A 22,408-nucleotide genomic window follows, 5' to 3' on the forward strand; every position below is an offset into this window, starting at 1 on the left:
ATGCCCTGTCAAAAGGGTAGTGTCCCTGCCTATACCCTAAAACATCCATCAAAACCCTGTTAAAGGGAGGATAAAATCATGACAGCAGTAATCCAAACACCGGATTCGTTCATCGCGTCCCTGTTGCCGGATTCCGACAAAAAGATGGTGCGCATTGCAGGCGTATCGCTTCTTGTCGCGATTCTTCTGTGCTTCTGGGCAACGACGTACGAGGTGCTGATTGACGATTCCATTTTTGTGGATCCGCCAACCACCGAAATCACAGCAACCATGAACATCATCGACAAAAAGGAGGAAAAAAAGCCCGACAAGAAACCAGAACGAAAACCGAAAGATATCCAAAGTAAAAGGCCTGGCACTGGCGGGAAACCCGTAGGGCGTGGTAATCCTCGAGCCCCGCTCAATCGTGGCGTGATTCATGCGCTAGAGGCTCAAACTGCAAATGCTTCGGCTGCCGCTTACGACTTGATCAGGCAAAGTTTTGCCAAGGATATCGACAAGGTTCTCAAGAATACGAATGGCTTGCAAGTGACCGGCAAGACAAAGATTGGTGAAGTCCGTGGAAAAATTTCAGACGGATTTAACCAAGGCATGTTTGCCGGTGGCAGCGGCGGTATCGGCGACGATATCTCGAACTTGATCGGTGGCTCTGCTGGAGCTATATCGACTAAGTCAATGGGAAATATAAAGGCTCCCAAGGAAACGGATATTGAGTGGGGCTCCGGCCCGTCATCCCGTTCCGCTGCAGATATCATGAAGGTTGTTCGCCAGCGTACTCCGGGGCTTCGGCATGTCTACAATAAATACCTCAAAAAGAAGCCGGGGTTCCAAGGAAAGGTAACGCTCAAGTTCACGATTGCTCCGGGTGGCGAAATCATCAGTATGTCGCTGGTGTCGTCCACGACGGATTACAGCGAATTCGACAATGAAATCAAGAAATCAGTCGGTCGCTGGACATTCAGCAAGGTGAAATCAGGCAATACCACGGTGACAATCCCGTTTACATTCTCGGAATAAGTTAATTCGCTGCGGTTGTTACGTATTCTCGTCATCGCGAGGTGCGTAGCGCCGTGGCGATCTCCTTTTGCTATATTGTAGTCTGCAAATAGGAGTATAGAAATGACAGATCCTCGCGTTACAAAGCTAGCTGAAAATTTGATTAACAATGCCATTGCACTTAAGCAGGGCGAAAACATCCTTATCGAAACGACCGACACACCCGACGAAGTCACGACAGAACTCGTGAAGGCAGTCGCTAAAGTGGGCGGTAACGCATTCGTGCACAATTACCGCGGCCGTGTCCGTCGCGAAATGATTAAGTCGGCGACCATCGAACAGATGCAGCTTCAGGCAGACCTCGCTATGGCCGAAATGCAGAAGATGCAGGCCTACATCGCCATTCGCGGCGCCGATAACGCTCTCGAAAATTGCGACATCGATGGCCGCCAGATGCTCAACTACCGCAAGATTAACGAAGACGTTCTCAACTACCGCGTGAATAAGACGCGTTGGTGCGTGCTCCGCTGGCCGAACCCCTCCATGGCGCAGGGTGCCAAGATGAGTTCCGAGGCGTTCGAAGACTTCTACTTCGAAGCTTGCCTTGCCGACTATCCGAAGATGGCCAAGGCCGCCCAGAATCTCGTGGACCTCATGAACCGTACCGACAAGGTGCGCCTTGTGGCAAACGGAACCGATTTGACCTTCAGCATCAAGGACATTCCGGCGATTCCGTGCTGCGGCAACATGAACATCCCCGATGGCGAAGTCTATACCGCACCGGTGCGCAACAGCGTGAACGGCGTGATACACTACAATACGCCGACCCTTTACGATGGCAAGTACTTCAGCAATATCCGCCTGGAATTCAAGGACGGCAAGATTGTGAACGCCACCTGCGAATCCGGTGACAATGTGGCCCTGAACGCCCTTTTCGATACTGACGAAGGTGGCCGCTACGTAGGCGAATTCGCCATCGGTTTCAATCCGTTTGTGAACGCTCCGATGTGTGACATTCTCTTCGACGAAAAAATTGCGGGATCCATCCACTTTACGCCGGGTCGCTGCTACGAAGAAGCCCCGAACGGCAACATCAGCGCCATCCACTGGGATTTGGTGCTCATTATGCGCCCGGAATACGGTGGCGGCGAAATCTGGTTCGATGACAAGCTCATCCGCAAGGACGGCCTGTTCGTGGTTGACGAACTCAAGTGCCTGAACCCGGACCAGCTGGGAAAATAGATTTTCATAAGAAGGAGGAAATATGGTGAAAAAACTCTCCATTTTTTTGGGGGCCTTGCTGGCTGTACCATGCTTGGCTACAAATGGTAAAATGGCTGGTGCGGGAACCGCCGAAAGTCCATGGCAGGTCGCCGATTACGAGGACCTCAAGGCTGTGGGTTTAGGTGACTACAGCATGAACGGTCATTATGTGTTGACTGCCGATATCGATGCGTCTGCTTCCCGGAACGAAAAGAATGCCGCCGATTCCACCGCCGGTTTCCAGCCGATAGGCATAGCGTACTATGGAACAGAGCAGTCTTATTTTGGCGGCGTATTTGACGGCGCGGACCATACCATATCGAATCTTTATTCGATGTCGACGGATACTCGTTCAACGGCCATGTTTATGGCTGTAGGCACTAAAGGTGTTGTCAAGAATCTGAAAATGTCCGATTGCTTTATTTCGGTAAAGTTTGTCTGGGCAGCTGGCTCTGTGGCCGTAATGAATTTTGGCTTGATTGAAAATGTTGAGCTCAAGCGTGATACGGTGCGCGCCCCGGTTAGTACGGGTGGTGTTGTGGGTATTAATGAAAACGGCATCATTCAAAATGTAGACTTTAGTGGCGTCGTTTATGGCATTAATGATCGTGTAAGTGTCGGCGGTATTGTCGGTAGCAATACCGGAACAAAATCGGTTATTCGTAACGTGAAAGTCGATGCCGACATGCGGTCTACTTATTACGGACAAAAACTTGGTTTAGTTGCCGGTGACAATGAAGGCCTGATTGTTTCTGCAGAAATCAATGGAATTCTTGAACATGGAAACCGTTATCTGGGCGGTGTGACCGGATATAATACGGGAACGATTGATTCGTGTGTTTCTCATGGTTCAATTTATTCGATGAATGAAAATTCGGCTGGCCTGGTTGGGTATAATAGCGGAACCATCAAGAATTCCAGTGTCGATGCCGATACGGTTTTTGGTGAATACCGTGGTGCGGCTGGTTTTGTTGGAACGAACGATACGACTGGGGTCATCGAAAACGGCTTTGCCAAGACGAATGTCCATTCCGATAGTTCTGGCGGTTTCGTCGTTCACAATGCTGGTATCATCAAGAATTCCCGTATGGAAGGCACGGTTTCTGCCGATTCTTTCTCTGGGAGACTTGTGTCTGGTTTCGCTTTGAACAACGCCGGCACTATATTGAATTCGTATTCGAAAGCAAATGTTGATGCGTTCAACAATTTGGCAGGATTTGTATTCCGCAATAGCGGCAAAATCGATAGTTGCTATGCGACGGGCCATGTGAATAACGGTAATAAGGGATCCGGTGATACTTATGGTGGCTTTGTCGGTCAAAACGACTCTACCGGAATTATTTCGAATAGTTTCGCAAGCGGGGAAGTCGTTGGTGGCATGCATGCTGGCGGCTTTGTGGGAGTAAATAAAGGAAAAATTCTCAATTGCTATGCGACGGGTGATGTGCATTCGTATTCTGTTTTTGGCGGCTTTGTCGGCGTGAACAAGGGCAATATCTACTATTGCTATGCGACTGGATCTCTTGAAAAAATCACAGGTTATGATGTGTCGTATACGGCGGGCGGCTTTGTCGGTTCCAATGAAGGTCAAATCAATAATGCCTACGCTACGGGAAATGTCACCAGTGAATACACAGGCGCTGGTTTCGTTTCGAGTAACAGTGGAACCATTTTGAATGCCTATGCTACGGGAAAGGTTTCTGGTAAGGTTGAACCTGCTGGATTTGTCGGTACGAATAGAAAGAATATTGAAAACGTATTCTTTGCTGGAAAGACTGTTGCAAGCGGCGCTGAACTTTATGGTGCCGGCTGCTTTGTGGCAGGAAACGACGGATCTGTAAAAAATGCCCTTTACAATAAGGATGGCTGCGGGTTTGGAACGGATTCGACGGTAGACGGCGTTGCGTTTACTGAAATGAAGAATGCGTCTCTATACAAGAACTGGACTGATTTCGACAAGTATTGGACTTTGAACGATACGATGTCGTATCCGCAGCTTGTGTTTACCGCGGGCGTTCTTCCCGAAATTCCTGTTGACGATCCTCCTATAAAGGTAAAGTCCAACATGGTCGTAGCGAAGGGCGCTAATGGCGTTAAACTATATGGAAACCGCCGAAACCTGCAAGCTATGGTAACGCTTTCCCGTTCGGGAATGACGAACGTCAAGGTGTATAATTTGAAGGGGGTGTTGCAAAAGGTTGTTTCGCTTGGCAAAATGAGCGAAGGCGTGCATCAAGTGAATTTGAGTGGTGCCGTAGAAGCTCGAGGCGTTGCTTTGATTGTTCTGGAACAGAACGGCAAGGCTCTGTCGAGGACGCTTCTTCGCTAACGGTTGTTCGTAAAAAAACATTGAAAATAAAAAAAAGCCGTCCTTTATCGGGACGGCTTTTTAAATGTTTTTCGCTAAAGCGAAAGTTGCGCAGTCGCGCAATCTTTCGAATTACACACCCTTAGCGAGAATCTCGCCAATCTGCACGGCGTTGAGGGCGGCGCCCTTGCGGATCTGGTCACCGGTGAGCCACAGCGTGTTGCTGTTCTCGTCGGCGAGGTCCTTACGGATACGGCCTACGAACACGTTGTCCTTGCCGGCGCTTTCGAGCGGCATCGGGTACACGTAGTTCTGCGGATCGTCCTTGAGGGTCACGCCCGGAGCGTTCTTCAAGGCATTGCGGATTTCTTCGACAGAAACCGGACGTTCGGTTTCGAACCACACGGATTCGGAGTGAGAACGCAGCGAACTCACGCGCACGCAGGTGGCGCTCGTGCGAACGTCAGAGTGCATGATCTTGCGGGTTTCGTTATACATTTTCATTTCTTCCTTCGTGTAGTCGTTTTCCGTCATCTTGTCGATCTGCGGAATCACGTTGTAGGCGAGCTGGAAGGGGAACTTGTTGATGTGCGTCGTCGTACCGGTTTCGAGGATGTCCTTGTACTGCTGCTTGAGTTCTTCCATGGCGATGGCGCCTGCGCCACTTGCACTCTGGTAAGAAGAAATGTGGATTTTCTTGATGTGAGAAATCTTCTCGATCGGGTTGAGCACCACAACCATCATGATGGTCGTGCAGTTCGGGTTAGCGATAATGCCCTTGCCGCCGAGTTCAGGCTTGTAGAGCTTGATGTCTTCGGGGTTCACTTCCGGGACAACCAGCGGCACTGCCGGATCCATGCGGAAGAAACTGGTGTTGTCCACGACCACGGCTCCGTTTTCGACGGCGATCGGAGCAAATTCCTGGGAAATTGCGGCACCAGCGGAGCTGAGCACCAGGTCGACACCCTTGAAAGAATCCTTGTTCAGAACTTCGCACTTGAGGGTTTCGCCCTTGAACTTGAATTCCTTACCGGCGCTGCGTTCAGAAGCGAGGAGCTTCAGGCTCTGCAGTGGGAAGTTGCGTTCTTCGAGGATGGAGAGGATTTCCTGGCCCACGGCGCCCGTGGCGCCCATGATGGCAACGTTGCGAATCATAATTAACCTTTATTGTTCGGTTTGTTGTTGATTGTTTGATTGTAAAGCTTCTGTGGCGTTCCAGAAACGCTTCAGGTAGATTTTCATCTGGCCAATCTGGTCTCTGGACTGCCTGTATTGGATCAGTTGCTGCTCCGGGTTTTCCTGGAGCGTGTAGCTGTAGAGCGCGTAGGCGGCGAGTCGCACGCATTCGCTTGCCTGAATCAGTTCCTTGTGCGCATCGCTGGATTTATGCGGGTGGAAAAGCCCGAGAACCTTTTTGTTAAGCGCGATGGCATTGTTGTTGATGGCAAGCGCCTGGCTGCTGCGCATTTCACGCTCTGATTCCGAAATGTTGGACGGCAGGGTGCCGAAGGCATCCATGGAGTTGATGATGTCTTGCATGCGCTTGATGACTGTTTCTGCATCGACCAGATAACTGTCGAGCCTGCTCAAGTCCTTGTCGTCGCTGCCGGCTTTGCCTGCCTGACCGCCGGTGCGAATCCTATGGCGAACCATGTGGTCGGAACCGGGCAGAATCTGTCCACCTTCACCGTTTTGGAATGATGCGATGTAGTCCTGGTACTTGGTATTCATCGCGGCGATTTCTTCGGCGGTGTAGTCCGAAGTGGGGATGAATGTCGGACGGTCCCAGTAGGCAATTCCCATGAAGGCCGACAGCATAAAGAAGGCGAGAAAGATGTTTCCGACCTTCGCTGCGCGGTCGTCAAAGCGGATAAAGCCTATGATAGCGAAGAAAAACAGGCTCGCGAATGACAGCAGGAGTCCGCCGTCGCAGTTGTAGGCAATGAACGAGTTCTTCGCGAAGAAGAATATGCAATCCATTGCCACAATCAGGAATGACAAAAACACGCCCATCATGATTTTGGTGCGTGTTTCTGCAGAAACGGACATGAGAATTGCTGTAAAGGTGATGCCCAGGGGGAGCACCATCATCAAAGCGATATCTGCAATTTGCTGGTTCATTTTTTAGAAAGGCAAATCGTCGTCGACGCCTTCCGGTGCTGGAGCATCGTAAGAGGGGGCGCTTGCCTGGCTAAAGTTGTTGGACTGGCTGTAGGAGTTGCCTCCCTGGAAGTTGCCGCCGTTCTGGCCGCGCGGCGTCAAAAGCTGGAATGTGTCCAGGTTGACTTCGGTGCTGTAACGCTTCTGGCCGGTCGTCTGGTCGGTCCAGCTGCGGTTGGTGAGCGAACCTTCTACATAGAGGGTCATGCCCTTGTGCACGCCGAGCGTTTCCATCGTGTCGGCGATTTTGCCCCAACCCACGATGTTGTGCCAGTCGGTCTGTTCCTTCTGTTCACCATTGTTATCACGATAGCGACGGCTGGTGGCCAAGGAGAACGATACGCGCTTGCGACCTGCTGCGCTTGCGCTAATGACTGGGTCCTTGCCGATATTGCCGATAAGCATCACTTTATTCAAATAAGCCATAATTAATCCTAGTTGTTTTTTGTTCTAGGGTAAAAAATAAAAAAATCCGTCTGTCACTTTGTGCCATTTTTGGATTTTTTTTCGTTTCCAGGCCCCGCCAGGCGCCTTTTATTTATATTTTCTTGAAAAAGTAGTCTAACCCCTAACCCTTAATCACTGCTGACTAAGTTCTTCTAACTGCCAACTAATCACTATGGTAACTCTCGCTCTTACACAATTTGAAAAATTTTTCCCCGCAAATCTCAAGGGCAAGCGCCTCGGCGCGGTTTTGCACCCGGCATCGGTTCTCCCGGATTTGCACTATACCCTCGATTTGCTCAAGGAATACGACGGCAAACTCTTTAAGCTTTCGGCCCTTTTCGGTCCCCAGCACGGCATCAAGGGACACACCCAGGACAACATGATCGAATGGGAAGGTTACACCGACCCCGAACTGGGCATTCCCGTTTATAGCCTGTATGGCGAACACCGCGAACCCACTGCCGAAATGCTCAGTCACGTAGACATGATGCTTGTGGACTTGCAGGATGTGGGCGCCCGCTACTACACGTTTATCTGGACGCTGTTCCTTTGTATGAAAGCCTGCGAAAAGGCTGGAATCCCCGTGATTGTGGTGGATCGCCCGAACCCCATTAACTGCGTAGACGAAGAAGGCCCGGTGCTGGATTTGGACTACACGAGTTTTGTGGGCCTGCACAGTATCCGTACGCGCCATGCTAAGACGATTGGTGAATTGGCCGTCCAGTTCAAGGAAGAACGTTTCCCCAAGTGCGAACTCTACGTGCTCGGCATGGAAGGTTACGACAAAAAGATGTGGTATGATCAGACGGGTCTTCCGTGGATTTTGCCGAGCCCCAATATGCCGACCCTCGATACCGCTATCGTTTACCCCGGCATGTGCCTGTTCGAGGCGACCAACGTGAGCGAAGGCCGCGGCACCACGCGTCCGTTCGAAATTTTCGGCGCCCCGTTTATCGATGCCGTCAAGCTTTGCAAGTACATGAATGACCTCAAGCTCCCGGGCGTGTATTTCCGCGAAAATTACTTCCAGCCCACGTTCCACAAGGGTGTGGGCCAGATTTGCGGGGGAGCGCAGATTCACGTGCTCGACCGCGACAAGTTCCGCAGTTTTGATATGGCGGTAAAGCTGTTGCAGTACATTTTCAACGAATATCCGAAGGATTTCGCCTGGAAACAGCCGCCTTACGAATACGAATTCAAGAAGTTGCCCATTGACATTTTGCTCGGTAACGGCACGTTCCGCAAGGAATTTATTGAAAGTAGCATTTAACCATCAAAGAAGAGGAAAGTATGATTCAACAATCTAACGGAAAATTTGAAATGCCGGCACTCCCGTATGCCGCAGGCGACCTGGCTCCAGTTCTCAGCCAGGAAACTATTGAATTCCACTACGGTAAGCATCTGCAGACTTACCTCAATAATTTGAACGCAGCCCTTCCGGGTAGCGCTTTCGAAGGCAAGACTGTCGAAGATATCGTCAAAGTAGCCGAAGGCGGTGTATTCAATAATGCAGGCCAGTTCCTGAATCACTACATGTATTTCATGCAGTTCAAGGCTCCGTCTGCAGGCAACGTTCCGACGGGTAAAATTGCCGACGCCATCGCCCGCGATTTCGGTTCCTTCGAAAAGTTCCAGGAAGAATTCCAGACAAAGGGTGCAGGCCTCTTCGGTTCCGGCTGGGTATGGCTCTCTGCCGATGCACAGGGCAAGCTTGTGATTACGCAAGAAGGTAACGCCCAGAACCCGCTCACCAAGGGCCTCAAGCCGCTCCTTACGTTCGATGTGTGGGAACATGCCTACTACATTGACTACCGCAACCGTCGCCCCGATTACCTTAAGGGACTCTGGCAGATTGTGGACTGGAATGTCATCAACAACCGTCTCGGCTAATTTCAGAACAGATGTAAAAAGAAACCGCAGGTCATTGGACCGGCGGTTTTTCTTTTATTGCCTTTTAGATATATGGTTTAGGAACTTACTGCTTGGCGGGCACGAATCCGTCGGTCGTCAAGAGTTCCATGGTGGCCTGGCGGGCGGCAGTGATGCCGGGGCCGGTGCCCAGGGGCATGGGGTTGTTCCAAGTCACGGAACCCTTCCATACGGGCTTCTTTTCTTCAATGGAATACAACACCAGTTCTTCTTCAAAGCTGTCGAGAGCGGCGTTGTAGAGGTTGACCTTGGTAAAGTTCTGGACCAGCAAGTAGTCGGCGTTCTGTTCCTTGGCGTAATCGATAACCGGATTTTCGCTAAGCGAAAGCGAACTCTTGTCTTGCACGTAAGCCTTGGCTTCGACGCCGTGAACCTTCAGGGAATCGGCCATCGTGGTTGCGACCTGGTTTGCAAAATCGGCTACCTGCTTGTGGGATTCAGAATAGACGACCACGGTTTTGCCCTGCAGCGGGTGAACCTTGTCAAAGTTGGACATTTTCTGGATTGCAGGTGCACAAGAGCAAAGCAGAAGTGCAGCGAGTGCGAGTAACACTAATTTTTTCATTATTTCTCCTCTTTTAAGATTGAATTTTCATGAAAGTCCTTGATAATTCCCTTGACGAGTTCGCTTTGGGCCCAAAGTTCCATTCCCGTCGTTTTCAGGATTGCTTTCCAGACGACCTTGCCGTTGTTGCAGTCGTACATGACAGAGGTGTATTCAACTTCACTGGAACCGCCCATGATCATGCCGGTGGAAGCGTCGTACTGCGTGGTTTGTGATTTTCCAGACACCCAGGTGTGCATTAGGTAGGAATCTCCACATTGCTCAAAAAGAGACTTGGGTTTGACAGGATCCAGAGCAAGAGCTTCGTTCTTTTTGTATTCAATTTCGAGATTGTTTTTCTGCGCGTCGTGCTGCCAAATGGAATCGAGCTTGGTGGTGTAGCCGGAGTATGCCTTTTGTTCATCGACAAGGATCCAGAGTTTCTTGCCGTTGATATCGAGCCCAGGAACAGAATTACGCTCAATTTGTGTTCCTGCACAGGCGGCAAGAATCAGGCCGAGCGATAAAGCCATGAGAGAGTATGTTTTTTTACGCATAGTTTGTAGTGTTGTATTATTGTTAGTTTGTTAAAGGTTTGTGAGAGGGCCGGATTATTCATCCGGATTTTCTCGTTCTATAAGTCCGTTCTCGTCTCGGAGCATTTCTTCCCATTCGTAATTGTTGCCGTCTTTGCATTTGAAATAGTATCCTTCGGAGTAAGTTTCGCACAAACTCGAAGGAGTCGATTTCGCAATTTTGGTCTTGTACATTGTTTTGCAGTGGACGGTGGTATCGCTGGCGAGCATATACGGATAAGAGGTGCTTGCTTCAGCTTGTGCGCTGTCTTGCGCGATTTTTTTCTGGATGGGTATATACTTGTTGTCTATGGTAGAATATTCCTGCTGAAAGATCGTGTCACCTTCCAGCTTATTAAATGCTCCTGGTGAATACGTGCATCCGTTATCGCAAGTATACACGTTGACGGTTCTGTCGTAATCCTGGCAGACGGGTTGAACAATGCCGTATAAAGGCATATCTGCTTCCATATCTGCAATGGATTGTTTTAAAGAGGGCTTACTTGAAGGACACCATGATTTATGGAAATAGCTTGAATCCTTGCAGTGGACATTCGGGAATGTGCTTAGCGTGTAGGGGTAATCGCTGTTCACGCTAGACGACGATTCAGTTTCGCCAGACGGTTCCGCCTCGCTAGATGATTCGGGAAGTCCTTCGGAGCTACTGGAAAGTATTTCAGAAGATTCGCTCGAATGAGCCGTTTCCATTTCGGAAGAACTGCTGGGGGCGGTATCCTCGGAACTGCTGGGGAGAGGGGTAATCTCGCCAGGATTCTCTGGAATGGCTTCGGTAGCGCTGCTGGAATCGCTGTCGCACCCTGCCCAAAACAATGCGGCAACGCATAAAGCGAGCTTGCGCTTGTACTTCCTGATAGACATCTTGTTCTCCTTTTTTTCTTAATATACCTTAAAATAGGCTTTCTTGCAAACGAATTAATCCAAAACTTTGGACAAATTGTAAATAAAAAGGAGTAAATCACGCTTTTTTGTTTATATTAATAGGGAAATGTTTATCCATTTTGAGGTGTGGCTATGGAAAACGAACTGACGCTTTTGATAGGGAAGGGGGAAAAGATCCTTTATGCCGGCAAGCCGGACAAAAGGTGCTTTATCTTTGAATGCATTTTCAATCCGCTACTCCCGTTTGCGCTCGTCTGGGGACTCTTTGACATGTTCTTTATCGGGGCTGCGTTCTCTTCGGACAAGGCCGATGAGGCTGCCTTCTTTCTCGTTCCGTTCATGGCGCTGCACATGATGCCGGTTTGGCTATACCTGGGTGGGGCGCTACTTTCGTTCAGGCGGTATCGCAATACGGCCTATATCGTCACGGACAAGGCCATCTATGCTTCCGGCGGAATCTTCGCAAGAACATACAAGTCAAAACCCTTCGCGGAGCTTTCGCACGTAGATTTGCACCGAGGCATTTTTGATCAGTGGTTTGGCGTGGGCGATATCATCACGACCTCGGCCCAGGCGAACCCGGCGACGCTGAACGGGCGAAGAAGGTCGACTAACGCGGGCATTTCCATCGACAGCATCGCCAATTACGCAGAAGTGTACAAGCTCGTGAAACAGCTGCAAGAAGACATCTACACCGACGTGATGTACCCGAACGACCTGCGGCCCAAGGAAAATCACGGGTACAAATCCAAGTATATGGGGTAGGGCTGTTTACGAAAAGAGTCCCAAGCCAAGCCCGACAAATGCCCTGATGGCGATGACATCTGCGGCATACATGTTTACGTCGAAGCCGAAATGGATTGTCGCGAAAACGGCGTCATGTAGGAGACCTTTATGATAGTCCTCCTTGTCGGCGGGGGCGTTGATAGTATACTCGTAACGGATTCCCAGGGAATAGAAAAACTGCTTGTGCGTATCGTCCTCTGCTGGGATAGATTCATCCCCAGAACTGCCGCTGTAGTAGCATAATTTGACTGTAGGGACAATCTTGTGGTCCGTATTGTCTAAAACCGGATAGCCGTAAAAGAGATACGGGGTCACGCCGCCCGCGGTTTCCCCGCCCTTGTGGTAGATGTCTTCGTAGTGGATGTCGTCCCCTTCATTTTTCCCATAGCCGACACTAAATCCTAAACCGAAGTCCCCTTTGGACGTTGTTGCCTTTACGGAAATATCCCCGCCATAGAACCTGATATTGTTGAAAGACTCGTCTATGGTCGGCATTGCCATGAAGAAAGAAAGGTCAAATGCGAACATTCGACGTGATGCATAACGCCCTAGCTGAGATCTCCCGTATGTTCCCAGATGGTAATCCGTTGCAACGGAGTCGGTTTGCCGGTCTATCAGTTGTACTAGTTCCTTACGTTCTTTTTTGGATAAAGATGCTCGCTGCATTCGGTATGTTATTTGCGAGAGTGCTCTTTGTACCTTATGGCGGATATTTGGTTTTTGTTGTGCTACCGTTGAATCGATATGTTGCTTTTGCTCAAGGTATATCCAGTAATACGATGAATCTGGAAGGAATGAGAATATTTGGTCAATCCCTTCTTCGTCGTTATCTTCGAAAACTTGAAATTGCCCTCGCGATATGTAAAAACCGCTCCCTAGGGGTGTTCGGGAATAACAATTTAGCGGGTACCGGCACGACCAATTAAGTAAAACCTCTTGCCGTAGTGAATCCAGCGGTTCTTCAGGATGTTCTGTATAAAAAAGAATAAGGCTGTCCCGAATGGGGTTGAAAATCTCTCTAAATGAAAACGCATCTGTTGCAGCGTGTATTAGGGATGAATCTGACAACGAAAAGAGCTTTGTGACGGAATCCGCTATGATTGGGATTGAGTCTACGCTTGCTTCGTATGCCTCTGGATCAACACGGTCATAAGCTATGCGGTGGGAGCCCGCAAGAACTTGCGCAACTAGAACAAATATGATTAGGAAGGTCGCCTTCATACGGCTTGAGCTCTGCTTGGTGAATTAGTTACAGCCTGCTTTTTTCTTGAGGTTGTCTCTATCATCTTTGCATGAACTTGCCATGATTTGGCAAACTTCTTCGTTCTTTTTTTCGCGGAAAAGCTGGTAGGCATAAATGCAGGCGGCTTTTTCGTTGCCCGCTTCGATTTCACTCTTGAACAGGTTGCCCGCTTCGTTGAGCTTTTCGCTGTTGTTTTCTTTTTTGGCTATTTCGCGGAGTATGATGGCGTATTCCGGGTTCAGTATTTTTGTGTCGCCGTTATGGTTGAGCGCTTTTTCGTAATAGTGCTTAGATGTTTCGAGATTGTTCAAACGGCCTTCGGCGACCGCAAAACCCCAGTAGGACTCGTAGCGGGTAGAATCGATGAGCCATGCCTGGTTAAAACGCTTGATGGCAGTACCTATATCGCCTCGTTGAAAAAAGGACCATCCGACATTCATCATGTGGTCAAAGGATTCTTTTTCCTTGCCTTTGACTGTGTTTAGAAATTCTTGGTCGGCCTGCAATAGTTCGGGACTCTTGGGCTGGTTGCCGTATTCCGGCATTTCGTTGATGCTGCGTTGACGGGGGCCACCCGCACAGCCAATGAGTGTGATAATGCTCAGTGCGGAGATAATGGTCGAAATTTTCATAAAAAATTCTCCTTCATCGAATATTCTTTTCTGGTTGTAAACATACAAAATAAAAATACGTCTAGTCTTTTAAATTTGACGTCTCTGTAAAATTTTTGTGGCCCCCTTGCCAGTTTTTTGAATTATAGGTACATTAAAGCCCGAACGCATCTCGTCTAAGGAAAGGCGAGGTGCGTTCTTTGTTATTTGGGCTTTCCTGCCCGTTGCGAAAGAACGCCTCTGAAAAACAACCGGTCGCAAATGCGGCCATAACAACGGAGGCTATATGAAGTCTAATGAAATCAAGGAACTGTTCAACAAGTTTGAACAAATTGCATGCGAATACGAAGGCATTGAATGCTGGAGTGCTCGCGAACTTGCTGTTCTGCTTGGGTATAGCAAGTGGGAAAAATTTTTGAATGTGATTGACAAGGCAAAAGAAGCCTGTGATAATGCGGGAGAACTTTCTGAGGATCATTTTCCCCGCGTGGGGAAAATGATCGATCTTGCTAAGGGTGCAAGGCGTGAAGTAGATGATTACATGCTTTCTCGCTATGCTTGTTATTTGATTGCGCAGAACGGTGATTCCCGCAAGCCAGAAATTTCCTTTGCACAGAATTATTTTGCTGTTCAGACCCGTGTTGCTGAAATTGTAGAAACTCGTATTCATGAACTTGAGCGTGTTCAGGCTCGTGCAAAACTAGCACAGACAGAGAAGATTCTTTCTGGAGTCTTGTTTGAACGCGGCGTAGATAGCAAGGGGTTCGCTATTATTCGTTCGAAGGGTGATCAAGCATTATTCAATATTGATACGAATTTGCTTAAGCGCAAGTATAATGTTCCTGCAAGTCGTCCGTTGGCAGATTTTTTGCCGACAGTCAGTATCAAGGCCAAGGACCTTGCTGCTGAAATGACATCTGTCAAAACGCAAGCCAAAAATCTTTTCGGACAAAAGAAAATTGAAAAGGAACATGTGGACAACAATCAAGCAGTCCGCAAGATGTTGCTTGATCGCGGTATCGTTCCTGAAAAGTTGCCGGCAGGCGAGAATGTCAAAAAGGTGGAAAGACGATTAAAAAAGGGTGTTGAAGTGAATGGGGGCCGATAATGAGTCGCAGTTACAAGAAACCGTTTGTGAAAATGGCAAAGGAGGCGCATGCCGGAAAAGAACCGCAAAGAGGGGGATTGTTGGGGGGGGCCGTCCGAAGGTGTCAAACTGCCTATTCCTAACCCGAAGGGCATTAGAAAATAGCGAAAATCGCTCGAAAAAGTCAAATGATTTACATTTGTTATGTCGCATAAAAAAGGAAAGTATAATGTTGTCTTTTAAAGAACATGCGAAAAAGTTCAATCTCGACGAAGAGGAACAAGAAATCCTTGCCGATTTCGAGGCGAATCATGCAGGCAAGCCACAGATTACCGAAGAACGCAGGAAAGAACTCGCTTCGTTGGCAAATGCATCCTCGATGGAAGGAATAATGCTAAATACCATGCAGCGGCTTTCTGCCGATGCGGCTCGTGCCGGCGCTTCTGAAATGTCTTTGGACGAAATCAATGCCGAAATTGACGCGGCAAGGAATGGTCGATGAAGCGATATTCTAAGGCTTGATGGTTATTGGAGTGCCGTCCTTGACGGCGGCGTAGATTTCTTCGATTTCGTCGTTCGTGACGGCGATGCAGCCGGCGGTCCAGTCTTTCCACTTGTGCCAGAATTTAAAGAGGAATGCCGGAACTTTGTTTGGATAGCCGTGAATCATGATGTCGCCGCCGGTTTCGTAATTGCCTTCTTTTGCGGCCTTGATTTGCTCCGCGTTCGGGTACGAAATCCGGAGCGATAAATGAAACATGCTTTTGGGGTTGTGAAGCACGATGGTGTAGTCGCCTTCGGGCGTCTTGTTATCGCCGGACTTGACCTTCGCTCCCACGGGATTCTTGCCAAGCGAAATCCTGTACGTCTTGACGATGTTCTCGCCGTTGCGCAAGTGCATTTGGCGTTTCGCTTTTTCTACGAGAATGTTGTCGATGGGTGAGGTGAGCATGAGTTGAAATGTAGTTTTTTTAGAATTCATTGAAAAAAATCAAGGCCGGGAAGGTGTAGTTGACAAAATAGGCTGTTGTTTTAGCGTTTTGCTTGGTTTTTATGTGAAAAAGAGGGCTGTTAGGCTTTAACTTGCTGTTTCTACCTAGGATGGGTTTGCACATCAAATTTAAATAATGTATATTATGAGAGAGGTTTATATGGAAGATTTAGTTCTGACAATACCGACCCAGGACTTGGGTATCATGGAAACTCTGGCGACTCGTATGGGATGGACCGTGCGGTCTAAGCGCAGCATTGTCCAGAAATTCATTGATTCGTGCCCCAAGACTCCGATGATGACCGACGAAGAAATCGCAGCAGAAGTCAACGCGGTCCGTTACGGAAAATGAAAGTCCTTTTCGACACAAACCTGTGGATATCCTTTATGATAGGCAAGCGTCTGGCCACGCTTGCTGATGTTTTATGCCGTAACGATGTTTATGTGTATATGAGCGAGCAGTTGTTGGAAGAAATTCAGACCGTCATCGCTCGACCGAAATTCGATGCCATCATTTCTGCGGAATCTCGGCAAGCATTCCAAGACATGGTCGATAATGTTTGCTATTGGACTCCGATTACCATCCAGGCAAAATCGCCCATCAGGGATATTAAGGATATCTTCATTCTTTCTATGGCGGAAAGTGTCCCTGTAGATTGCATCGTGAGCGGTGACAAGGATTTAACAGAGTTGAAAAGTCATGCAGGAATTCCAATTCTTCAGTATTCGGAATTTCTGAATAAAATTGATAACTGAATTGTAAATTGGCTTACTTTTCGAACCAGTTTTGAAATGCGATGATGCTGTGATTGAACTCGCCGCAAATCCCAAGGCCGAGAAGGTGTAGGGTGGGGTTGCGTGCTAAAAGCATCTGCTCATAAAGAGTCCCTATAAGACCTATTTTTGAATATACCTTTATTTATGCAGGTTCGCAAGCGATTTGACGCTGGAAAAAAAACAGAAATTTTAGATAAAAGAACTGTAGCTTTGGGTGTTTTTGCTCGTAATGCCCCAAAAGTCCAGACTTTAAATATCCAACACGGACTACTTCATTCTTAAGTAAAAAGCAGCTCCGACGATGATAGCAACGATGATCCACCATTTTATATTGCTTGGTTCGCTGGTGATGGCGTTGCCTACGGATTCTGTCAGGTTTGATTGAGCGAGTCCAATGGAAAAAAAAGAAAGTATAGAGAAATAAATTTTTGACATAAAAGCTTACCTCACTTGAGTAATAATAAAAAAAAGCCCAGGCTTTGAACCTGGACGTTTTTGAATTGCCTGTGGATCCTATCGCCGCTTCGCGGCTCCAGGATGACGATTAGGGTTGGATTGCTTCGCTACGCTCGCAATGACGTGATCATTCCTAACGGGCTTCGCCCTACCAACCACTAACCACTTCCTACTTCCTACCGTCTACTTCCTACTTCAAAAAGTTCATATACGGCAGCTTGCTTGCAAGTTCCTGCACCTTGTCGGCGTTGGCCATGAGGGCGGAGCGTGCGTGCCAGGAGCCGTCGAGGAACTGGCCGCGGGGGCCGTCGGCGAGCGTGAGCTCGATGGTTTCGTCACCCATCTTGAGCGTGCGGCTTTCGGTGCTGGTGACGAGTTCTTCGCTCGGGTGTGCTTCGATCCAGGCGAGGATCTTCTCAGCCACTTCGTGGCTCACCTTGTAGCAAGGCACGCCGATAGCGACGCAGTTGCCGAAGAAGATTTCGGAGTAGCTTTCGGCGATGATGGCGCGGATGCCCCAGCGTTTCAGAGCCTGCGGAGCGTGTTCACGGCTGGAACCGCAACCGAAGTTCTGGTTCGAAACGAGGATGGAGCCATTCTTGTAGGCCGGATCGCGGAAGGGGTGAACCTTGCCCTGAGCGGCGAGGCCAGCGATATCGTCGGCAAAGGCGTTGTCGCCGAGGCCTTCGAACGTGACGCACTTGAGGAAGCGTGCCGGGATGATACGGTCAGTGTCGATGTCGTTGCCGCGTACAGGAACGCCGGAACCTTTAACAATGTCGATAGAATTCATTTTTTAAATCTCCTTAGCGTTACTTGATGTACTTGCGGACGTCGGTGACACAGCCTTCGATGGCGGCGGCAGCCACCATGGCGGGGCTCATGAGGATGGTGCGGCCCGACGGGCTGCCCTGACGGCCCTTGAAGTTACGGTTGCTGGAACTTGCGCTCACCTGGCGGCCCTTGAGCTTATCCGGGTTCATGGCGAGGCAGAGCGAGCAGCCTGCTTCGCGCCATTCGGCACCGGCTTCCTTGAAAATCTTGTCGAGACCGAGAGCTTCGGCTTCCACCTTGATCTTCATGGAGCCAGGAACGACCCACATCTTCACGGTCGGGGCGACCTTGTGGCCCTTGATGATTTCGGCGGCTGCCTGCAAGTCGCTGAGGCGGCCGTTGGTGCAGCTGCCCACGAACGCGATATCGATCGGGCGGCCAATCATCTTGGAACCTTCTTCCCAGCCCATGTATTCATAAGCTTCGGAGATGACCTTCTTTTCGCTGCCGGTAAATTCGTCGATCTTCGGCATGTTGCCGTTGAGGGGGATGGCTTGGGCAGGCGTAATGCCCCAGGTCACCATCGGTTCGAGGTTGTCGCAGTTGATTTCGACTTCGTCGTCAAACTGGGCGTCGGCGTCGGTAGCGACGGACTTCCAGTAAGCGACGGCTTCGTCCCACTTGTCTGCCTTCGGGGCGTACGGACGGCCCTTGAGGTATTCAAAAGTCTTTTCATCGGGGTTGCAGTAACCGACGCGGGCGCCACCTTCGATAGCCATGTTGCAGACCGTCATACGTCCTTCCATGCCCATTTCTTCGATGACCGGACCTGCAAATTCGTAAGCGTAGCCAACGCCACCGTTCACGCCGAGCTTGGCGATGTAGGCGAGGGCGACGTCCTTGGCGGTTACACCCGGCTTGAGCTTGCCGGTGAACTTGATGCGGCGAGTCTTGAGCGGGCTCATGGCGAGCGTCTGGGTTGCCAAAACGTCTGCCACCTGGCTTGTGCCGATACCGAACGCGATAGCGCCGAATGCACCGTGCGTTGCCGTGTGGGAGTCACCGCAGGCAACAGTCATGCCCGGCTGGGTCACACCTTCTTCGGGGCCCACGATGTGGATCACGCCCTGTTCAGCGGTGGCGGGGCCAAAGAACTTGATGCCGTTGTTCTTCGTGTTGTTTTCGATATGGGAGAACATCTCTTCGGAAATGCCGTCCTTGAGCGGGCGGTTGCGTTCCGGGAAGGTGGTCGGGATAATGTGGTCGACCGTGGCGAACGTGCGTTCCGGGAACAGAACCTTCTGGCCTTCTTCGCGGAGCTGCGCAAAAGCCTGCGGGCTCGTGACTTCGTGGCAGAGGTGGAGCCCGATAAAGAGCTGGCACTGGCCGCTCGGGAGCTTAGCTACCGTGTGGCTTTCAAAAATCTTCTGATAGAGTGATTTTCCCATGATTTTGTCTCTTTTTTATGCCTTTTCGATTTGTTCTCCAAGGCTGATTAATTGCGGCGTAAATATAGTAAAAGTCCCACAGAATGACTGCAGGACTTTTGTTTACCGAAGAATAAAATTCAATCTTCCTAATACTGTTCGACCTGGGTGTCAAACTGGTACTTTTCGTGGTAGTAGCTGAGCATTTCGCTTGTGCTTGTAAATGCTGCTGCGCGAATTGCATTGCGAACTTCAGGATCGTTGCGGGACATTTCGATGATTTTGGCGTCAATGTCCTTGAACAGCAACTTGTTAGAGGCCATTGCAACGTGATTCTGGTTGTAGTCCAGGTGATAGCTGCGTTCCAACATCTGGAAGAGTTCGGACTGACACTGGTTTTCAGGCGGATGCTTCTTGGCGACCGGGATGTAGCATTTGTTGATGTAGTCCGTCTTGTAGGCGACGATCATTTCGTCAATGGCAGGGATGTTGTGGTCAGAATCGTGATTGGCGACTTCTACAGTGGGTTTAACGACACCGGAGCATCCGGTAAGGAGGGCGGCGGTCATGGTAGCGAATGCCAACACACGTAATTTCATTTTTTTATTCCTTTTTTCTTTGTTTGAACCTTATCCCTAATTCCAGAATAAAAGTTATTTAAAACGGGGTGTTTTGGCGACCCCCAATATGTAACAAATAGCTTACATCGGGGCTAAAAAAACGCTTAGAGAACACTTTTTGGAGTGCTTTGTGACCGCTATCACTTTTGCGGCTATGTTGTTTGTTTTACAACGAGTGAGTGTTACCGGTTTCTCACTGCATCGGCAGTCGGCTTGAACATGTAGAACCACTTGATTGGGTCTATTACTTTGTACCTAACGTTGCCGATTCGCTTGTCGCCGTTCTTGTCGATGAGCCCAGTAACGACGTGGGCGTGCGGGCCGGTGGTGTGTCCCGTAAGACCGACTGTTGCGATGGGGTCGCCTGCCATAACTTCTTGTCCGTCAAGGTATAGCAACTGGTCGCAATGCATAAAGATGACGACATCTTTTTTGCGCACGAGCCCGATCACGATGCCGCCGCGTTCGTCGCGTGCGGTCCAGGCTTTTGCTGCGAACGGGGCGAGTATTCGGGCGCCCTGTCGGCTGGCCACGTCGATGCCGTTATGTTGCCTGAAAGAGGCGGTGGCTTGGGCGTGGTAAAATTCTGTCAAGTAGGCGACGCTATCCGATACAATCGATGTCCAGTATTTCCAGGCGGCGCCGATAGAATCCGAAGCCGACTTCGCGAAGAAATCGGGACGCGAGAACTTGATAACGGTTCCTGCCGGCGGAATATTCTTTCCGTTGTTCTCCCACGAATTGGTGGGGTAGCCGTTTTCTTCGAGAGTGACCTTGAGATACTGCTGGATCATCTTGTCGTTTGTAATCAAGGCGTTGAATCGGCCGATAGCGTAGCGCGAAATGCGCTGCATGTTTTCTTTGCCGTCGAAGGTGTATTCAAACGACGGCGCAATCGAAAGTTTGTCGCGTTCGTGAATGCGGTCGCGGGTGTTCGAAATGCCTGGTTCCGTTTTGGTCACAAAGAAGAACGGCAATGCAACCGCGAACAGAAGCAACATCGGGAACAGTGTCCTGAATACTTTCGAAGAACCGTCTAGCGGGTTCTTTTCCAGAATCGAGAACTTGTGCAAGTACTCGATAATTTTTGCGAATTTTTCAGGATCCTTTTTCCAGTCGCAGGTGCGGATTTCCTTGTAAAAAGAATGGCTCCGGCGCACCGCCCTGTAGGCGTGGTAAAATTTTTTCTTGTCGGGCTTTTGCGGGAACAGCCAAAGTAGATTCGACTTGTTGAAGTGCGGCAAGTCTTCCAGATAGGCAGACGCTTCTGCGGCGCTTTCACCGTCAATGACGATGAGCCTTGAAACCAGTTTTGCGTAATAGGCTTCCTGGTCGTTAATTTCCAACGGCAGGATGGCTACGATTTGCGCAATCGATTTCTTGATTTGTTGCAGGTTGTGGTACAGGCTCCTGAATTGGTCGTCGTCTTGCGGAAAGCACCTGGTTCCGGTAATGGTCCAGCTGTTTGTATCGGAACCGAGCTCGTTGAGAGTTTCTTGCGAAAGTCTCTTTTCGATCAAGTCGCTTGCCGAAATAGGGGCATTCCCTTTCAGGCTGTTTTTTCCCGAAAAGTCAATAACCAAAAAACGAGCGCCGGCGTTTAGCGCCAGCGCAAGGTTCTGTAAGGGTTCAAGCGGAATTTCGGTTTCGCCCGGAAAAGCAAAAAAGGTGATTCCGCCTTGCCTGTACAGGTCATTTAAGACCTTGTGCTGCATTGTCCCCTAATTAGGCCTTCTGAGTGCCACGCGGGTAGGTGAAACCTGCAGGCGGCGCGGCCACGAACTTGTCGACCTGAAGATAGAGTTCTTCGGCAGAGGCGCTCGGGTTGAAATAGATTTCCTGGTTGCGGTTCTGGGTGCGGCCCTTCAGCGGTTCGCTGCGGCGGGAGCGGCTCACGATACCGAGCGGGAGCACTTCCAGGAGCGGGAGCAGACCGAAGTAACGGAACAGGCTGAAGTTCTTCTGCCAAGTGGTACGTTCGGCGAGCACGGCGAAGGTGCCTTCGAAAATGGACTTGGTCTGGAGCAGTTCGTCGCTCGTCATGGTTACCAGTTCGTGGTTGGTGGGGAAGTTGTTCACGAAGTTGACCATGTCGCCCTTGAGGTAGTTGGCGTCGCAAAGGAATACGAATTTCATTGTTTTACCTGTTTTTGATTGTTGTTTGCAGCAAAAATACTTTTTTGGTAATACACTGTCAGCCGACAAAGGCGTGAAAACAGCTGCTTTCGGAACTTTTTGTTCCGTTTGAATGTAAATTCTTTGTAAAATCGTGAAAATTCGTATAAACTGCGAAAAAAAGTTTTTTCGGCCCGTTCGATGTTTTTTTTGAGGGGGCTTTTCGTAAGTCGTTGAGTATCAATGAGTTACGAAGCATAAACCCTTAAATTTGCTCAAAAAAAAGCAATTTAATGGTTATTCAAAATTTACTTTTTAGCGTTTTTTTTTGAAAATGTGCGTTTTATCACGTTTAAAAACGTTATATTTGACCTCGTAAAATCGCGCTCGGACTAGCGG

General features: G+C 49.4%; 25 protein-coding genes. 11 read left to right on the forward strand and 14 right to left on the reverse strand.

What is annotated here, in order from left to right:
- The first annotated feature begins 78 nt into the window (after nt 1-78).
- The 3 genes from BUC02_RS11295 (at nt 79) to BUC02_RS11305 (ending at nt 4,588) form a co-directional block, all read left to right on the forward strand.
- Nucleotides 79-1,017: an AgmX/PglI C-terminal domain-containing protein gene (locus BUC02_RS11295; protein WP_073322650.1), complete on the forward strand. Its 939-nt coding sequence runs from the start codon at nt 79-81 to the stop codon at nt 1,015-1,017.
- A 102-nt stretch (nt 1,018-1,119) separates the two neighbouring features.
- Complete coding sequence (locus BUC02_RS11300) at nt 1,120-2,238, forward strand: aminopeptidase (protein WP_073322652.1); 1,119 nt, start codon at nt 1,120-1,122, stop codon at nt 2,236-2,238.
- A 22-nt stretch (nt 2,239-2,260) separates the two neighbouring features.
- Entirely contained in the window at nt 2,261-4,588 is a 2,328-nt protein-coding gene (locus tag BUC02_RS11305; RefSeq protein ID WP_139261128.1) for a GLUG motif-containing protein, read from the forward strand.
- Nucleotides 4,589-4,699: 111 nt separating this feature from the next.
- Here the strand turns inward: BUC02_RS11305 and BUC02_RS11310 are convergent, their stop codons facing one another.
- The 3 genes from BUC02_RS11310 to BUC02_RS11320 are packed head-to-tail and all read right to left on the reverse strand — an operon-like array spanning nt 4,700 to nt 7,153.
- Nucleotides 4,700-5,722 carry an aspartate-semialdehyde dehydrogenase gene (locus tag BUC02_RS11310; RefSeq protein ID WP_073322656.1) on the reverse strand — a complete coding sequence of 341 codons (1,023 nt, stop codon included), beginning with the start codon at nt 5,720-5,722 and terminating at the stop codon, nt 4,700-4,702.
- A gap of 9 nt (nt 5,723-5,731) precedes the next feature.
- The gene (locus BUC02_RS11315) at nt 5,732-6,688 is read right to left on the reverse strand and encodes a hypothetical protein (RefSeq protein ID WP_073322658.1); all 957 of its coding nucleotides are present in this window, start codon (nt 6,686-6,688) and stop codon (nt 5,732-5,734) included.
- A 3-nt stretch (nt 6,689-6,691) separates the two neighbouring features.
- Nucleotides 6,692-7,153: a single-stranded DNA-binding protein gene (locus BUC02_RS11320; protein WP_073054116.1), complete on the reverse strand. Its 462-nt coding sequence runs from the start codon at nt 7,151-7,153 to the stop codon at nt 6,692-6,694.
- 193 nt (nt 7,154-7,346) lie between these two features.
- On the opposite strand from BUC02_RS11320, the gene BUC02_RS11325 reads away from it, so the two are divergent.
- The gene (locus BUC02_RS11325; RefSeq protein ID WP_073322660.1) at nt 7,347-8,444 is read left to right on the forward strand and encodes an exo-beta-N-acetylmuramidase NamZ family protein; all 1,098 of its coding nucleotides are present in this window, start codon (nt 7,347-7,349) and stop codon (nt 8,442-8,444) included.
- A 20-nt stretch (nt 8,445-8,464) separates the two neighbouring features.
- Nucleotides 8,465-9,064: a superoxide dismutase gene (locus tag BUC02_RS11330; protein WP_073322662.1), complete on the forward strand. Its 600-nt coding sequence runs from the start codon at nt 8,465-8,467 to the stop codon at nt 9,062-9,064.
- Between the two features lie 85 nt (nt 9,065-9,149).
- Here the strand turns inward: BUC02_RS11330 and BUC02_RS11335 are convergent, their stop codons facing one another.
- Genes BUC02_RS11335 through BUC02_RS11345 form a run of 3 tightly spaced genes read right to left on the reverse strand, consistent with a single transcriptional unit; the run spans nt 9,150 to nt 11,101 of the window.
- Nucleotides 9,150-9,668 carry a hypothetical protein gene (locus BUC02_RS11335; protein ID WP_073322664.1) on the reverse strand — a complete coding sequence of 173 codons (519 nt, stop codon included), beginning with the start codon at nt 9,666-9,668 and terminating at the stop codon, nt 9,150-9,152.
- The gene (locus BUC02_RS11340; protein ID WP_175549852.1) at nt 9,668-10,204 is read right to left on the reverse strand and encodes a hypothetical protein; all 537 of its coding nucleotides are present in this window, start codon (nt 10,202-10,204) and stop codon (nt 9,668-9,670) included. Before BUC02_RS11340 ends, BUC02_RS11335 begins: the two co-directional genes overlap by 1 nt.
- A 54-nt stretch (nt 10,205-10,258) precedes the next feature.
- On the reverse strand, nt 10,259-11,101 hold the full coding sequence (locus BUC02_RS11345; protein ID WP_073322668.1) for a hypothetical protein: 843 nt from the start codon (nt 11,099-11,101) through the stop codon (nt 10,259-10,261).
- A 153-nt stretch (nt 11,102-11,254) separates the two neighbouring features.
- Between BUC02_RS11345 and BUC02_RS11350 the strand changes: the two genes are divergently transcribed.
- On the forward strand, nt 11,255-11,887 hold the full coding sequence (locus BUC02_RS11350) for a PH domain-containing protein (RefSeq protein ID WP_073322670.1): 633 nt from the start codon (nt 11,255-11,257) through the stop codon (nt 11,885-11,887).
- A 6-nt stretch (nt 11,888-11,893) separates the two neighbouring features.
- On the opposite strand, the gene BUC02_RS15915 is transcribed toward BUC02_RS11350, so the two are convergent.
- Nucleotides 11,894-12,436 carry a hypothetical protein gene (locus BUC02_RS15915; RefSeq protein ID WP_139261129.1) on the reverse strand — a complete coding sequence of 181 codons (543 nt, stop codon included), beginning with the start codon at nt 12,434-12,436 and terminating at the stop codon, nt 11,894-11,896.
- Here BUC02_RS15915 and BUC02_RS15920 point away from each other — a divergent pair.
- The gene (locus tag BUC02_RS15920; protein WP_139261130.1) at nt 12,427-12,834 is read left to right on the forward strand and encodes a hypothetical protein; all 408 of its coding nucleotides are present in this window, start codon (nt 12,427-12,429) and stop codon (nt 12,832-12,834) included. The two genes, BUC02_RS15915 and BUC02_RS15920, sit on opposite strands and share 10 nt — an antisense overlap.
- A gap of 319 nt (nt 12,835-13,153) precedes the next feature.
- Here the strand turns inward: BUC02_RS15920 and BUC02_RS11360 are convergent, their stop codons facing one another.
- The gene (locus BUC02_RS11360; RefSeq protein WP_139261131.1) at nt 13,154-13,783 is read right to left on the reverse strand and encodes a hypothetical protein; all 630 of its coding nucleotides are present in this window, start codon (nt 13,781-13,783) and stop codon (nt 13,154-13,156) included.
- Between the two features lie 265 nt (nt 13,784-14,048).
- Between BUC02_RS11360 and dinD the strand changes: the two genes are divergently transcribed.
- Together dinD and BUC02_RS16580 are read left to right on the forward strand one after the other, a co-directional pair.
- Nucleotides 14,049-14,870 (forward strand): DNA damage-inducible protein D, encoded by an 822-nt coding sequence (gene dinD, locus BUC02_RS11365; protein WP_073322676.1) that lies wholly within the window; start codon nt 14,049-14,051, stop codon nt 14,868-14,870.
- A gap of 208 nt (nt 14,871-15,078) precedes the next feature.
- Complete coding sequence (locus BUC02_RS16580; protein ID WP_073322678.1) at nt 15,079-15,351, forward strand: hypothetical protein; 273 nt, start codon at nt 15,079-15,081, stop codon at nt 15,349-15,351.
- A 9-nt stretch (nt 15,352-15,360) separates the two neighbouring features.
- On the opposite strand, the gene BUC02_RS11375 is transcribed toward BUC02_RS16580, so the two are convergent.
- A complete protein-coding gene (locus BUC02_RS11375; protein WP_254794202.1) occupies nt 15,361-15,801 on the reverse strand; it encodes a L,D-transpeptidase family protein in 441 nt (146 codons plus the stop codon).
- A 199-nt stretch (nt 15,802-16,000) separates the two neighbouring features.
- Here BUC02_RS11375 and BUC02_RS11380 point away from each other — a divergent pair, with 199 nt between their 5' ends.
- Nucleotides 16,001-16,192, forward strand: coding sequence for a hypothetical protein (locus BUC02_RS11380; RefSeq protein WP_073054137.1), 192 nt, complete (start codon nt 16,001-16,003; stop codon nt 16,190-16,192).
- On the forward strand, nt 16,189-16,596 hold the full coding sequence (locus tag BUC02_RS11385; protein WP_073322682.1) for a putative toxin-antitoxin system toxin component, PIN family: 408 nt from the start codon (nt 16,189-16,191) through the stop codon (nt 16,594-16,596). Before BUC02_RS11380 ends, BUC02_RS11385 begins: the two co-directional genes overlap by 4 nt.
- A 667-nt stretch (nt 16,597-17,263) precedes the next feature.
- On the opposite strand, the gene BUC02_RS11390 is transcribed toward BUC02_RS11385, so the two are convergent.
- The 5 genes from BUC02_RS11390 to BUC02_RS11410 all read right to left on the reverse strand — a co-directional run bounded on the left by BUC02_RS11390 (nt 17,264) and on the right by BUC02_RS11410 (nt 22,030).
- Nucleotides 17,264-17,866 carry a 3-isopropylmalate dehydratase small subunit gene (locus tag BUC02_RS11390; RefSeq protein WP_073322684.1) on the reverse strand — a complete coding sequence of 201 codons (603 nt, stop codon included), beginning with the start codon at nt 17,864-17,866 and terminating at the stop codon, nt 17,264-17,266.
- Nucleotides 17,867-17,885: 19 nt separating this feature from the next.
- Nucleotides 17,886-19,295 (reverse strand): 3-isopropylmalate dehydratase large subunit, encoded by a 1,410-nt coding sequence (gene leuC, locus BUC02_RS11395; protein WP_073322686.1) that lies wholly within the window; start codon nt 19,293-19,295, stop codon nt 17,886-17,888.
- Nucleotides 19,296-19,423: 128 nt separating this feature from the next.
- Nucleotides 19,424-19,873, reverse strand: coding sequence for a hypothetical protein (locus tag BUC02_RS11400; protein ID WP_073322688.1), 450 nt, complete (start codon nt 19,871-19,873; stop codon nt 19,424-19,426).
- 203 nt (nt 19,874-20,076) lie between these two features.
- Nucleotides 20,077-21,609 carry a M23 family metallopeptidase gene (locus BUC02_RS11405; RefSeq protein ID WP_073322690.1) on the reverse strand — a complete coding sequence of 511 codons (1,533 nt, stop codon included), beginning with the start codon at nt 21,607-21,609 and terminating at the stop codon, nt 20,077-20,079.
- A 10-nt stretch (nt 21,610-21,619) separates the two neighbouring features.
- A complete protein-coding gene (locus BUC02_RS11410) occupies nt 21,620-22,030 on the reverse strand; it encodes a hypothetical protein (protein WP_073322692.1) in 411 nt (136 codons plus the stop codon).
- Nucleotides 22,031-22,408: the final 378 nt, after the last annotated feature.

The organism is Fibrobacter sp. UWOV1, assembly GCF_900142495.1.
GTDB lineage: Bacteria > Fibrobacterota > Fibrobacteria > Fibrobacterales > Fibrobacteraceae > Fibrobacter.

Coding starts and splice junctions, on each gene's coding strand:
- BUC02_RS11295 (WP_073322650.1), top strand. CDS start 79: ATGACAGCAGTAATCCAAACACCGGATTCGTTCATCGCGTCCCTGTTG.
- BUC02_RS11300 (WP_073322652.1), top strand. CDS start 1,120: ATGACAGATCCTCGCGTTACAAAGCTAGCTGAAAATTTGATTAACAAT.
- BUC02_RS11305 (WP_139261128.1), top strand. CDS start 2,261: ATGGTGAAAAAACTCTCCATTTTTTTGGGGGCCTTGCTGGCTGTACCA.
- BUC02_RS11310 (WP_073322656.1), bottom strand. CDS start 5,722: ATGATTCGCAACGTTGCCATCATGGGCGCCACGGGCGCCGTGGGCCAG.
- BUC02_RS11315 (WP_073322658.1), bottom strand. CDS start 6,688: ATGAACCAGCAAATTGCAGATATCGCTTTGATGATGGTGCTCCCCCTG.
- BUC02_RS11320 (WP_073054116.1), bottom strand. CDS start 7,153: ATGGCTTATTTGAATAAAGTGATGCTTATCGGCAATATCGGCAAGGAC.
- BUC02_RS11325 (WP_073322660.1), top strand. CDS start 7,347: ATGGTAACTCTCGCTCTTACACAATTTGAAAAATTTTTCCCCGCAAAT.
- BUC02_RS11330 (WP_073322662.1), top strand. CDS start 8,465: ATGATTCAACAATCTAACGGAAAATTTGAAATGCCGGCACTCCCGTAT.
- BUC02_RS11335 (WP_073322664.1), bottom strand. CDS start 9,668: ATGAAAAAATTAGTGTTACTCGCACTCGCTGCACTTCTGCTTTGCTCT.
- BUC02_RS11340 (WP_175549852.1), bottom strand. CDS start 10,204: ATGCGTAAAAAAACATACTCTCTCATGGCTTTATCGCTCGGCCTGATT.
- BUC02_RS11345 (WP_073322668.1), bottom strand. CDS start 11,101: ATGTCTATCAGGAAGTACAAGCGCAAGCTCGCTTTATGCGTTGCCGCA.
- BUC02_RS11350 (WP_073322670.1), top strand. CDS start 11,255: ATGGAAAACGAACTGACGCTTTTGATAGGGAAGGGGGAAAAGATCCTT.
- BUC02_RS15920 (WP_139261130.1), top strand. CDS start 12,427: ATGCGAACATTCGACGTGATGCATAACGCCCTAGCTGAGATCTCCCGT.
- BUC02_RS15915 (WP_139261129.1), bottom strand. CDS start 12,436: ATGTTCGCATTTGACCTTTCTTTCTTCATGGCAATGCCGACCATAGAC.
- BUC02_RS11360 (WP_139261131.1), bottom strand. CDS start 13,783: ATGAAAATTTCGACCATTATCTCCGCACTGAGCATTATCACACTCATT.
- dinD (WP_073322676.1), top strand. CDS start 14,049: ATGAAGTCTAATGAAATCAAGGAACTGTTCAACAAGTTTGAACAAATT.
- BUC02_RS16580 (WP_073322678.1), top strand. CDS start 15,079: ATGTTGTCTTTTAAAGAACATGCGAAAAAGTTCAATCTCGACGAAGAG.
- BUC02_RS11375 (WP_254794202.1), bottom strand. CDS start 15,801: ATGCTCACCTCACCCATCGACAACATTCTCGTAGAAAAAGCGAAACGC.
- BUC02_RS11380 (WP_073054137.1), top strand. CDS start 16,001: ATGGAAGATTTAGTTCTGACAATACCGACCCAGGACTTGGGTATCATG.
- BUC02_RS11385 (WP_073322682.1), top strand. CDS start 16,189: ATGAAAGTCCTTTTCGACACAAACCTGTGGATATCCTTTATGATAGGC.
- BUC02_RS11390 (WP_073322684.1), bottom strand. CDS start 17,866: ATGAATTCTATCGACATTGTTAAAGGTTCCGGCGTTCCTGTACGCGGC.
- leuC (WP_073322686.1), bottom strand. CDS start 19,295: ATGGGAAAATCACTCTATCAGAAGATTTTTGAAAGCCACACGGTAGCT.
- BUC02_RS11400 (WP_073322688.1), bottom strand. CDS start 19,873: ATGAAATTACGTGTGTTGGCATTCGCTACCATGACCGCCGCCCTCCTT.
- BUC02_RS11405 (WP_073322690.1), bottom strand. CDS start 21,609: ATGCAGCACAAGGTCTTAAATGACCTGTACAGGCAAGGCGGAATCACC.
- BUC02_RS11410 (WP_073322692.1), bottom strand. CDS start 22,030: ATGAAATTCGTATTCCTTTGCGACGCCAACTACCTCAAGGGCGACATG.